Raw genomic sequence first — 12,645 nt, 5'->3', positions numbered from 1 at the left:
CAAGATGTGACGGCTTACATGAAATATTACAACTTGGAGCGACTTCATTCAGCTAATGGTGATCTGTCACCGGTAGAGTTTGAAAATTCTCAATTAAAAGTGTCCAGTTTGGCTTGACCAGTACAAACCTGGCTGGAGAAACAACAGGTACTTCCCAAAGGGTATTTAGGTAAAGCCATTACCTATGCACTAAACCAATGGCCAAAATTATTAACTTATCTTGAAGATGGTGACATTAGCATCGACAACAATGTCACTGAACGAGATATCCGCCCGTTCACAACGGGGCGTAAAAACTGGATGTTCTCAACGTCAGTCAACGGCGCGCATGCCAGTGCGAATTTATACAGTTTAGTGATGACCTGTCGAGCGAACGATATTAGTCCATATTACTACTTCAGACACTTGTTTACCGAGTTACCCAAGCGCCAGCCTACCGATGATTTAACCGATTTAATGCCGTGGAATGTTGTTCTGAACAATTTGGATTAACGTTTCACTGCTTCATTTACCGCTTACTTACGAGCAGAGTAGACCAAAATAAGCATTGTTGGAAAACAAAAACGATGCATTATGAATACATTAATGCTTGAGGCGGTATTAAAGGCTGGCTTAAGCGCCTAGATTAAAAATTAAGCACTAATGCAATGGTTCAGGAGTTTATCATAGTCTTGATTTAATTAATAAAGATGAAAATATTAGCCAATCAAACGGTAATTAATAGCAAATTTTGGATCAAATGATCAAATGATCAAATGATCAAATGATCAAATGATCAAATGATCAAATAAAACGAATCAATACACGAATCAATACACGAAAAAATGTCATAGATTGGGGTGGATTTAGCTAAAACCTAAACTAACAGTTACCATTTTTAAATATATTAGTTAGATCAAGTCTTAGCTAAAAAATACTCAATTTTTACAAATCAATTATAGTTGCATACCCAGAAGAACAAGCGAGAATACAGCTAGTATCGGTTGACATAAAAAAGCCAGTACTACTTCCTCCTACCCACCCTCCACCATAGCCAGAAGTACTAGCTAAACTTGACAAAGGATTACATGAGTCAGGATTTGAATCTGAGTTAGGGTCTTCTTCATATACATTTTCGCTATAATCATATCCACCAAGAATCTTTGTTTTATCTCCAGGATTATCTAGATTGATACCGTTGACTGAATCTATAATCCCTTCACCCATTTTACCCAAGTCGCCAACGTCAGCATGTCCAGTATTTCTATAATTTTGATACTGTTGGACGATTGAACCCGCTCTCGTCGCTTGACTTGCTGAATATCCCATACGTTGGGCCGCAGCTCCATAAAACCAATTACCAAATCCTTCAGAAGACATATAATTTGGATTATTTTTTAAATCATATGGTGCACCTGGTCCAAACTGAGCAGCCATATATGATGCTTTAAGCATATTTCTATATGCAACATTTGGAATCCCATCAAATGCAGATTTAGCAGCATCAAATTTATTTAAACTAGCATTTATATCGAAATTAGTTGGTTTACCTGCTGGGGGTTCTTGTGCTTCAGTGCATACTTCTGTCGCGCTTACTTTGCTACTTAACAAGGACAAGAATAAGAATAAGAATATATAATTAATGTTCTTCATCACAAATCCCTCGTTTGCAAGTGCCACCTTGATTCCCAGTTGAATTACTTGTATCTACAACATTTTCATTTGAAATAAATACCTGTATGGAATCATTTACATCATTATAAGAAATTTGTAGATTCTTATTAGAGTCCAGATTACTCAAAGGTTTATATACAAAAGCTACATCTCTGTCAGTAGAATTCAATGAGATGATATTGACTCCTTCTCCATTTGAATTACTTTCAGATATATAAGTACTATTACCATTTTTTATATCATAAAGCTTAATATTATTAGTGACCTTATCTTTTGAAAAAGTCACTATATCAATTTGAGTGTTTGGTTGAAGATTATAAAAAGAAAAACAATTAGAGTAACCATAGAACTTACTAAGCTCTATCTCCACAGACTTATTCTTTTCTAATTTTGAACATTCTATTTGAGTTGCGGAGCTAGAAAATGATAGAGAAAAGCAAAATGCTATTACACCTAGTTTGAGTAGATTTTGAAACATAAAAAGTCCCTTTAAGTAAATTGAAACAAAAAAATAACATATTAAGTATTAGATCGTCAAATGTAATGGTTATACAGGGGGCTGAATCTGCACGGCTAGCGAATTTTAATTCCAGACTCCAACAGGGTTGAGCGATAATCATCGTCTAACCCTGCCATTTTCTTTTTCCTCGCGATGCTAGCTGATTTGTATCATCTCGCTTAAGTAAAACCATGGCAATTTTACGCATCACATTAAATACCTGTGGGCCTTGTTGTTTCCGTATTATCTACTCATATTCACTGAAAGCCATATCTAACATCTAATGCATGCTTTCAACCTGCCAATGACTTCGTACTGCATTGAGCGCTTGCGCTGCATTTTGGGCTAATGAACTGATATATCAACGTGTTTCTATCGTATCTGTACCCGTTGATTTATCATGAACTTGCGATGTAACCTGAATAACACTCCGCAAGCCTGACATCTGTAAGGTTTAGCGAGCCAGTCTTTGTTTATCAATAACTGTTGGCAAGTTCTTGTTTCAATACGTCCATGTCCAGCGTTCATTTCAATGTGCTCATCCATGTTATTTTCATCAAAACCTTCTCGTTGACTTTTATGCCACCAAGCTTCTAATTCATCCTGCATGCCTGAGTGAGTGCCTTTAAGTGCGAAAATATAATCAGCCTTTTGCTTGATAGTTTGTTTCGCAATGCTTTGCTGGCATCCCATTGCAGCAAGCGTGATGATGCTGTTTTCAATATCTAACATCGCGAGTAACTCAGGTATTGCCGTTATTTCATTCGTTTTATTATCAACAGCGGTTTGCCCTAGTACTAATTGGTGCTGGCAACTTCATGCACTCACGGTATGCAATGCCGTTTTTCGGTCTTGTGTAGTAAATGAGCGTCGTGCAGTCATTCCATCAATGGCAATAATATCAGCGCCTGTCGTTTCTATCAGAGGTGAAATTCAAGGCTGAAAGGCTTTTTCTATTTCATTTGATTTTAATCGACAAATAACACGGGCGATGGTGTCATGCTTTGGTATACCACCAGGGAAAGTACCGTATTTTTTAGCCAATCAAGCTTAAGGTGATCAAAGTCCTCAATATCCTCCCCCCCCTCGGCCTCAGAGAGTACTGCACAGATAGCGAGTAGAAGAATATCGATGAGTTGATGTTTTTTACAACGTTCAATACGAGGATCTGTAATTGAATTAAAATGTGTCAGAAAAGTCGTACTCATTGTCATTTACTAAGGAAACTATTATTCCTTGATCAGATAATGAGTTATTCAATGTGAAAAAACACAAGTCAGGAATAAAATCATTACCGCCCCTAAGCCTGCGAGCATACTGTCTAAAAGCATCGGCAGTGCTGAAACGTTTGCCGCTATTGTCACCGCTAAATACGTGAACGCATTACCACTGTATCGCCAGGTTGATATTTTAAACCACTCAGGAATTGATATAAGCAGAGGCACACTCGTAAATTGGTGTCTACAGCTAGATGATAAAGTCCAAGCCATTATCGATGCAATGAAGGATAAGCTTCCTGAGCGAAAACTCATTTGTGCCGATGAAACAACTGTACAATCCCTTCGAGAAGAAGACAGAAAAGCCGAAACTAAGTCGTACATGTAGGTTTACCGCAGTGGTGAATTTACAGAAAACCCTGCGGTTATTACGACTATCAACCGAATCGTGCAGCCGCCTGTGTAAAGGATTTCCTAACGGGATACTCAGTCTACCTCCTGACCGATGGCTACAGTGCTTACAATGCGCTTGAGCAGGTAACTCAAGCCGCTTGTATGGCACATGCCAGACGTAAATTTACCGATGCACAAAAAATATCCCCCTCAAAAAAAGCAGGCAAACCCGAAAAAGCACTGAGTTATATTGCCAAACTTTACGGCATAGAAAAGCGGGCAAAATACTTAACCGCACAAGCGCGTCAACAGCAAAGAAAGCAACAAGCCGAACCTATCCTTAATGAGTTTTACAATTGGTTAAACAGCCAACATATTTTACCTAAAGGGGCATTAGGTAAAGCCATTAGTTACACCTTAAATCAATGGCCAAAATTACTGACCTATCTTGAAGATGGGGATATCAGTATTGATAATAATGTGACAGAGCGGGATATCCGGCCGTTTACCACAGGGCGAAAAAACTGGATGTTCTCGACGTCGGTGGGGGGGCTAAAGCCAGTGCGAATTTATACAGCCTAGTGATGAACTGCCGTGCCAATGATTTGAATCCCTACTACTATTTCCGTCATCTATTTACGGAATTACCCAAGCGTGCACCATCAGATGAACTGTCTAATTTGCTGCCGTGGAATGATGATTTAGGTGAAGCAGAATAACCTTCACTAGTTAATTGACCGCTTACCAATTAAAGGCTAATCAGGGTTGGGCAATAACATTTATCACAAAAAAATGTTGTCGTTCCCAACAATCAAAATCGAGACAAGACAACAGCTTGGAGTCGATATTTGAGCATTTAAATGCTTAAGGTCCAGTCTATTAGTACGCTATCACTTCATGAATGATTGGAAGTGATTCAGTATTGAAATAATTCATAGTGTTCAAAAAACACACACTAATGCGGTTGCCCTGGCTATGTATATAGTATTACCCTAAGATATCACTATAAAATATTAGCAGAAAAATACTATGAGAAAACTTACTGGGATTGTTTTATTTACCTTGATTGCTATTTATATAATATTTGTTATGTTTACAGATAAACATTTATACATTTATAGTTTTGATAACTACAAAATATTTGATGTGGCATTAAATTTATGTTTATTTATATTTGTATTGATTAGTTTTATTTTATTGAAAGTGAAAGTTAAATCATGGGCTTTTGTTGTCGGTTTTATTTTGGCTTGTTACCACATATCCGATTTCATTTCGTATAGTCATAAATATAAGGCTGTTTATAAAGCAAACGATAATAGCACTATTGTATTAAGAAGCTATAACGCTGGTGCGTTAGGGAGTGGATTGGTTAATGTTGTAGTTTATCAAAAAAACGGGTTGTTATTAGAACCAAAATCTATAGGATCATATGAACACGTTAGAAATGGTGAAATAACAAAGCATGGTGACTGTTGCATAAAAATTTCTATGATAAATTATGATAATGAAAAGTTCGAGGATATAATAATCTTGGATTAAAAACAGAATACTATCCTGTCTCTTGATCAGATCTCATAAGCTTTCGCCATCAACAATCATTTCTTTCGCGACTCGATAGCCTACAACATGAGACAGTAATGTACCCCAAACTGCCGATTAGCTTGCGAAGAACCATGATGATAAATCACATAGTTAATAAGTAAGCGGTTAATTAACCCCACATACCAATAATACTCACGCTTTAATATAGTGCCTTTTTCACCGGAGGTACTATGAACCAAGAACAAAAGCGCGCCCATTGGGTATCAATTGTTGAACAACAAAAACAAAGCCAGCTATCCATTAAGCAATTCTGTACAGACAGCGGCATCAGTTATCAAACCTTCTACTATTGGTCTAAGCGGCTGCGCGTTCCTGACGCCATGCAAACCTTGCACCCCATCATTGTCGATGAACATGAATATACGCAAGCTCTGTCGGTGAACATTACCTTTACCAACGGTATTCGCGCTGAATTTCCTGCTACGCTGAGCCAAGCTCAAATTAGACATTGGGTTGCTGCATTGCTATGACACCGACCGGTAATGTGTACCTAGTATCAGGTGTCACCGACATGCGAAAGTCTATTGATGGATTATCATTAATTCTTAATTATAGTATCTAGGTGCCGTTCCGATTTGTCAGACTATGGGTACAGTTTATGTCAAAGTATGGTTATATCTTTTCTGTAAGTTATTGAAAGCTGGAAGTTGCCTATGTCAGACTTTGCTTCCAACGACAAATAAGGATGTTGCTGTGGATTTAATTGAAATCTTAATGAATGCTGCTCTCAACGTTTGGTATATATTCCCTGTTATTTTATTGACCTATATCACCACAACACCTTGGTTTAAAGGTCTTTGGGGTGAGTTTCAGGTCAATTTGATACTCAAGAGGTTACCGCATAACGAGTATCGCAGACTTAAAAATATTACCCTGCCAACTGACAATGGTACCACTCAAATTGATCATATTGTTGTATCTAAATTTGGTGTGTTCATTATTGAAACAAAAAACATGAAAGGATGGATTTTTGGCTCTGCTAACCAAAAGCTGTGGACGCAGAAAATTTTTAAATACTCATCTAAGTTTCAGAATCCAATCCATCAAAATTATAAGCATTTAAAAACACTAGAATCGCAGCTTAATATCAATATTGATGCACTATTCTCAGTTGTTGTATTTATCGGTGAGAGCGAGTTTAAAACGGAGATGCCGGAAAATGTAACTTATGCAAGTGGTTGCTTATCATACATTCGTTCACATTCTGCTGAACTACTGAATCAACAGCAAGTTTTAGATGTCATCAACAATATTGAATCAGGTCGTTTAGCGCGAGGATTTTCAACAAACCAAGCCCATAAAGCTCATGTTAAAGTGATCATTAAGCAAAAAACTACCGACAAGCTTTGCACAAAATGTGGATCAGATATGGTGTTACGTGAAGCTAAAAAAGGCCAAAATGCAGGATCTAAATTTTGGGGCTGTTCAAACTTTCCCAAATGTAGGGCTGTGGAAAAACTCAACTAACTGTCGGTGTGTATTTTAGTAGTCCTTTATGTGCTTTAGTCAGACACATCTTGAACTCAAGTTCAGAAATGTGTCACTACAGTGTAAATCATTTATGCCCCATTATGAGTTTCAATCTATTGAGCGTATTTTATCGTAATGTGTTATTTGACTAAATTTCCTAATATCAGAAATGCGCGACTAATGCGATGGAGCACAAAGAAGAGTGTGGGCAGTCCAAATTTAATTTGCGCATAGAAAAGAGAGTGTGAAATAGATCTTAGATTTTTTCACTCCATTTATTTTTTTTGTATTATATTTTAATAACTTGATTGTATATGTATGCTTATGGTTTTGTAATTCTGACCTGCAAGTCTTCACCTAGGAACAAGCTACAATTATGGATATCAATATCAAACTGGTAAGCAAACCAGACAGGCTATCTTCAGCTACACTAACGGCTCTCTTGTCTCACTTTCAAAAGGCAGTGGAGCAGAGTGTCTTTGAAACTATGTGTGACATGAACAAGAGAACAAGTCGTACCAAAATTCAAAAGTTCATTAACAACAATATTCACCTAGACGTTGATAGGGTAGAACGTGGCTCATTTATCCTGTTTTTAGTTGGTTCACTATCGGCAACTGTTACTTTATGTATTTATGAAGTTATCAAAAGTAAAATTAAAAGTAAGGTCACTGAAGATGAGATAAAAGCACATGTTGAGGAGTACCAAAAGCCAATTTTAGAAAACTTGGAGCGTGATATTAAGAAAAAAAACAGGTTTGGCTCTCTATACGTTGACGAAATAAAGTCAAAAATAACTACCAATGACAAAAAAATCATGAATCTTGACTTAGAAATAAAGCTATCAATGCCTGATAAAGAGCACACTCCAGTTAGTACAGAAGAGCAGATAAAGTATGTCGCTCATAAACTAACAATCAAAAGCATGGATAGAGAAAATGGCTGAATCTAAGATTTTTCCCACTTATATTTACCCTTTGCTACTTGCACTTGTCTTGATTCCTATTGGTGTATGGGCAACGCCATATATACAGGACTTGTTTGCACCAGAGAAAGAGGTATTTATTCAGCTAAGTAATCCCCAAGAGATTTTGACGTCCCAAGAAGTAGGTAATCGTAAACATGAACTATTCGGTCAGAATGTGGAAAATTCGTATATCACTACTATAAAGCTTACAAACATAGGCAAGACGACTATTGACGACTACCTATTCTCCATCGATGTCGACACTGATAAAATCCCTTCACTTTTCCGAGTTTTTTATACAACAGAGCCACCACACACCTTTGGGAAAGTAGAATTTAGTAACGTGGGTGCAGCGTCAAAAAAGGTCGTTATTGATAGTTTCATTGAGGACAACCAATTAAACATTTCTGTAATTTCATCAGAGCTATTAAAGATTAAGGTTACACCGAATACATCTGGAGTGAAGTCTAATGTTGAGTTCAAAGAAGTTGAATCCTCATATACCAACTCTGATTTAGGTTACGTAGCAATCTTCTCCGCTCTGTTTGCATTTATGTTCAGGGTGTTATACGACTTTATTCCATGGTTAACTTGTAAATTCAACAGGAAGCCAGATGTATGATGAAATGATGTTCACCCCGACACACTAGACAGAACTTTAGGATACCCAAACTAATGCGAAATAACACTAATCGTTAACAAAGTTCTGTCCAAAAACGAGTTACTAAGAGATACGCTTTCAGTTGTAATAAAATGACAATTCATAATTATAGTATCTAGGTGCAGTTCCGATTTGTCAGACTATGGGTACATTTTATGTCAGAGTATGGTTACATCTTTTCGGTAAGTTATTGAAAGCTGGAGGCTGCCTATGTCAGGCTTTGCTTCCAGCGACAATCGCTGTCGCTGAACCCATACATTGACATAATGCACCCATAGTTTGACAAATTATCTATTCAACAGTATGTTTTTATGCTACTGAATAACAACTTAAAAACTTCAGATTCAGTTTGATTTTTTATCGTTTTATGGGGATCTCGATGAAAAATGAACTGCCAGATATGTATATAAAATTAATAAAAATATTTATATTTTTGTCTTGGGTTGCTACAACCTCGGTAGTAATGTTAGCTCTATTTTCAAACTCCAGTACGAGTCAACTCGCAGTAGGAAAAACAATTGAAAATTGGAGTACGACAATCTTTCCAATTGTATCAATATCTATTTTTTGTGGCTTTCCTTGGTTTAAACTTATCGTAACTGAATTCGACATCTGCCATGTTCCGCGAAAGATCGGCTTTTCAATATTTTCGTTTTGTATCGCACTTTTTTTCTATGAACCTATTTCTAAAGCGCCAGCTGAAGGTGTTGTTTACTACACACTATTCTGTGTGCTGTTGATATTGATTGTGTATCCAATTACACGAATATTAAACCTCAGCGAGGCTAATCCCTAATAAAGCCATCTTATTTATTTACACATGTTGTAAAATTTTTGAGCTAGGGTGCAGACTTCAACCGAAAATACAAAACTAGTAAGCTACAAAATAGATATAATTTAAACAGTTACAAAAAAATTGATTATATTCACTAGTCAAAATTTACTTAAAGCTTCAAATATTGTAGGGTTTTGTTATCAGGGCTGTTTTTGCGATCTTATCAAATCGCCATGTCCATCATACTCATTTAACATATATGAATGATAGGCTGGCTTAAAATGAAAATAATTAATCTATTTCTCTTTTATATTTTTTTTGTTTTTTTGCAAGGATGCACTACGGACCCTTATTCCCCAAGTGAATTAAATGGTACACCGCCACTTAATGCTGCAATTGTAAAAACTGATTATGAAAAAATGGAAGAATTAGTAAAAAATGGGGTTAATATAAATCAAACCGACCCTCTCGGTAATACTGCTTTATTGACAGCGGTAAGTAATAACGATACTAGAGTAGTCAAATATTTACTACAAAATGGTGCAGAGGCTAATGTTCAAAATAAACAGGATCTTACACCACTACATTACTCTGTAAAAAACAATAACCTTGAACTTTCATCATTGCTTATCTCTTCTGGAACGAACATTGATACAGTCAATGTTGATGGGGTTACGGCACTATTCTCCGCGATAATTCTTGGCTATGATGAAATCGTTAATCTATTACTAGTCTTGGGCGCAGATGTTAATCAATCAATGTCCAATTCAATATCCCCCATAGCTTATGCGATTGCACGCAACAATCCTGATCTTGTTAAAATGTTAATATCATATGGTGCCAATGTTAATTCTAAAGGCAGTGACGATATGACCTCTTTACACTTTGCTACGCTTGAAGCGAAAGATACAACGAAAAAAACCATTACAAATCAGATTATTATTATAAGATCATTGATTGAGGCTGGAGCTAATGTCAATGCTGTCAATACAGTTGAACATACACCTTTATTTCAATCTGCGTACTTCGGAAAGTTTGAAGCTGTAAAATTGTTAATAGAATCAGGCGCTGATATAAGTAAAGGTAAAAGTTTACTTCCATTGCATGCAGCAGCAGAAAAGGGCCATGTCAACATCGTTAAATACTTAATATCTTCAGGTGCTGACATTAACACAACGACAAAAAATGGCTTAACCCCTTTAGCTTATGCAGCCAATTACAATCAGTTAGAAATGGTTGATTTATTAGTATCATTAAATTGCGACGTTAATATTAGTTCTCCGTTAACTATTGCTATACAACAAGGACATCATGAGGTAGCTGAGCGATTGGTTAAGTCAAAAGCAGCCCTAGACAAAATTACCGATGATCAAGGAAATACCCCACTGCTTATCGCTTTTACTCATAATGATATTAAAGCAGCCATATTATTAGTGAAAGCTGGAGCTAATGTTAATCATGTTAATGATAAGGGAGAATATCCCTTATCATTTGTGTATCCTAAAAATGGAAGGCCACTTAATGAAAATGAAAAAAAGATAGAGGCTTTACTTTTTGCTCATGGTGTAAATGCTAATTATAAGAACCAGACAGGAAAAACTGCTTTTGAGCAATATAGTACGAATGTTCAGGCATATATGATTGCTGAAAATAAAAAAAGAGAAGCTCAAATAAAAGCTGAATATGAACGACAAGTATGGGAGCAGGAAGATCGTTTAGCTCAAAAGCAAAAGGCATTAGAACAACGAGCCTACGATATACAAAACCCTAAGAAAAGCTCCTTTGAGATATTCGCCACAACACTCAATAGCGAATTAAAAAAAGGGTTAAAAGAGGTATCTCAAGCCAAAGAGGAGATGCTTGCTCAACAAAGGCAATTAAACGCAGATCAACAAGCTTATTCTGAACAAGTACGTGCTAACAAAGAAAAAGTCCGTCGAGATAATGCTCAGTTTGCTAGTGATCGAGCACAAAGAATCAAAGAAAATGAAGCTTTAGCAGCAAGTCAAATGATTGCACTGCAACAGCGTCAAAAAGAGATAGCATCCAAGAACTACAGCATTAATCAAGCAGAAACCGGCTCTCATGATGTGGTCGTTACTCCAAATCAAGCAATAGAAAATGACACTCGTACAAAATATGTGGCATTTACGATTGAGGTAAATACTGATTGGGGAAGTGATGAGCCGACGAAGCTAAAACTTAGACAACGACTCAATGATTTCATTGCGCCGAACAGACTTAAAAGTCATTGTGCTAAGCTTTTCGATCGAACTAGCTCACGATTTATGCAAATTCAAGATGTCACTTATGAAAAAACAGCTGCTAATCGATATCATGGTAAAGCGAAGGCACTAGGTTATTGTGAGATAAAATCATACTCAGAATCTTATCGAACAATAGATTGGTGCAGCACACGTGGATTTAATTTTTCTTCTGTTTATGGATGTGCATTAACAGCCCCAATTTAAATTTGTCGGGTCAGAGTAAAATTTATAAAAATTAAACTTAAACAACAGCTTCATAAATCGTTTGTGTCCATTAATAAGTTGAATTTCGCTTGTAAATGTCCAAATTCAACTCTGAACTTGAGGCCGCTGAAGACTCTTTATAAAAGAATACGTGAGCTGGCATAAGTACAAAAGTACAAAACAAACACCTGGATCCCGGCTAAAAAGCATTGCCGGGACGACGAGCAGGTTGCAACAGGCTTTTGGCCCGTGCTCAAATAATGGGTGATGAGATGGACGCTCCCTAATACGGCGTCAATGCGCCAAACTGATGTTGAACCATACAGTTACTTAAGGAGCGTCCACTATGAAAGTTACCACTATTGCGATTGATTTGGCAAAAAATGTTTTCCAAGTTTTAGGAATGGATAACCATGCAAAGCAAGTCTTCAATAAACGGTTAAATCGCACTCAACTGACTGAGTTTATGTTGCAACAACCCCATTGCGATGTGGTATTTGAGGCTTGCTATTCATCCCATTACTGGGGACGAAAATTTCTTGCTATGGGGCATAACGTTAAGCTCATTCCAGCCCAACATGTCACCCCGTTCGTGCGAGGCAGTAAAAATGACAACAATGACACAATGGCGATTTTTGAAGCCAGCTTTAGGCCAAACATTCGTTTCGTGCCAGTGAAAACCGAAGAGCAGCAAGAAATATTGATGTTACACCGAGTCAGAGAACGTTTAGTGAAGGAGAAAACTGCCTGCACTAATCAAATTCGGGGTGTATTAGTCGATTTTGGGATTTGCTTTGCCCAAGGCTATAAAGCATTTGAAGTGGCTATGTGGGACATCATTAACGATGCGTCACAACGTCCGATTATTAAACTGATGGCTAATGACTTCTGGGACGAATATCAAAGTGTTAATACACGTTTAAACAGAATTAATACC

Annotated in this window: 11 protein-coding genes and 3 pseudogenes; 11 read left to right on the top strand and 3 right to left on the bottom strand. The window is 36.9% G+C overall.

Translation table 11 applies throughout. The features are described 5' to 3' along the window. Positions 1–117: IS3 family transposase (locus IEY48_RS20645; RefSeq protein ID WP_133306622.1), on the top strand; the 117-nt coding region annotated here is incomplete at its 5' end. Between the two features lie 6 nt (positions 118–123). Beyond that, positions 124–492, top strand: a pseudogene (locus tag IEY48_RS19635) (IS66 family transposase); the annotation flags it as partial. A 432-nt stretch (positions 493–924) separates the two neighbouring features. Here the strand turns inward: IEY48_RS19635 and IEY48_RS19630 are convergent. The 3 genes and pseudogenes from IEY48_RS19630 to IEY48_RS19620 form a co-directional block, all read right to left on the bottom strand. Next, positions 925–1,632 carry a polymorphic toxin type 44 domain-containing protein gene (locus tag IEY48_RS19630; RefSeq protein WP_188923245.1) on the bottom strand — a complete coding sequence of 236 codons (708 nt, stop codon included), beginning with the start codon at positions 1,630–1,632 and terminating at the stop codon, positions 925–927. Beyond that, positions 1,619–2,131, bottom strand: a complete 513-nt coding sequence (locus tag IEY48_RS19625) for a hypothetical protein (protein ID WP_124732279.1) — start codon at positions 2,129–2,131, stop codon at positions 1,619–1,621. Before IEY48_RS19625 ends, IEY48_RS19630 begins: the two co-directional genes overlap by 14 nt. A 95-nt stretch (positions 2,132–2,226) precedes the next feature. After that, positions 2,227–3,360, bottom strand: a pseudogene (locus IEY48_RS19620) (ISAs1 family transposase). 49 nt (positions 3,361–3,409) lie between these two features. On the opposite strand from IEY48_RS19620, the pseudogene tnpC reads away from it, so the two are divergent. From tnpC to IEY48_RS19575, 9 genes and pseudogenes are all read left to right on the top strand, one after another. Next, positions 3,410–4,481, top strand: a pseudogene (tnpC, locus tag IEY48_RS19615) (IS66 family transposase); the annotation flags it as partial. Positions 4,482–4,791: 310 nt separating this feature from the next. Continuing rightward, positions 4,792–5,301, top strand: coding sequence for a hypothetical protein (locus IEY48_RS19610; protein WP_124732280.1), 510 nt, complete (start codon positions 4,792–4,794; stop codon positions 5,299–5,301). 233 nt (positions 5,302–5,534) lie between these two features. Further along, the gene (gene tnpA, locus IEY48_RS19605; RefSeq protein ID WP_188923244.1) at positions 5,535–5,834 is read left to right on the top strand and encodes an IS66 family insertion sequence element accessory protein TnpA; all 300 of its coding nucleotides are present in this window, start codon (positions 5,535–5,537) and stop codon (positions 5,832–5,834) included. 223 nt (positions 5,835–6,057) lie between these two features. Further along, the gene (locus tag IEY48_RS19600; RefSeq protein WP_229786596.1) at positions 6,058–6,831 is read left to right on the top strand and encodes a nuclease-related domain-containing protein; all 774 of its coding nucleotides are present in this window, start codon (positions 6,058–6,060) and stop codon (positions 6,829–6,831) included. Positions 6,832–7,210: 379 nt separating this feature from the next. Beyond that, the gene (locus tag IEY48_RS19595; protein WP_188923243.1) at positions 7,211–7,780 is read left to right on the top strand and encodes a hypothetical protein; all 570 of its coding nucleotides are present in this window, start codon (positions 7,211–7,213) and stop codon (positions 7,778–7,780) included. Beyond that, entirely contained in the window at positions 7,773–8,423 is a 651-nt protein-coding gene (locus IEY48_RS19590; RefSeq protein WP_188923242.1) for a hypothetical protein, read from the top strand. Before IEY48_RS19595 ends, IEY48_RS19590 begins: the two co-directional genes overlap by 8 nt. 418 nt (positions 8,424–8,841) lie before the next feature. Beyond that, entirely contained in the window at positions 8,842–9,258 is a 417-nt protein-coding gene (locus IEY48_RS19585) for a hypothetical protein (RefSeq protein ID WP_188923241.1), read from the top strand. A gap of 260 nt (positions 9,259–9,518) precedes the next feature. Next, positions 9,519–11,708, top strand: coding sequence for an ankyrin repeat domain-containing protein (locus tag IEY48_RS19580; protein WP_188923240.1), 2,190 nt, complete (start codon positions 9,519–9,521; stop codon positions 11,706–11,708). A 346-nt stretch (positions 11,709–12,054) separates the two neighbouring features. Then, positions 12,055–12,645 (top strand): IS110 family RNA-guided transposase (locus IEY48_RS19575; protein ID WP_188923239.1); only part of this gene is annotated, 591 nt, incomplete at its 3' end.

Source organism: Shewanella saliphila, assembly GCF_014648295.1.
GTDB classification, from domain to species: Bacteria; Pseudomonadota; Gammaproteobacteria; order Enterobacterales; family Shewanellaceae; genus Shewanella; species Shewanella saliphila.
The sequence above is the reverse complement of the archived record's forward strand: the minus strand, read 5'-3'. Positions and strand labels throughout refer to the sequence as shown.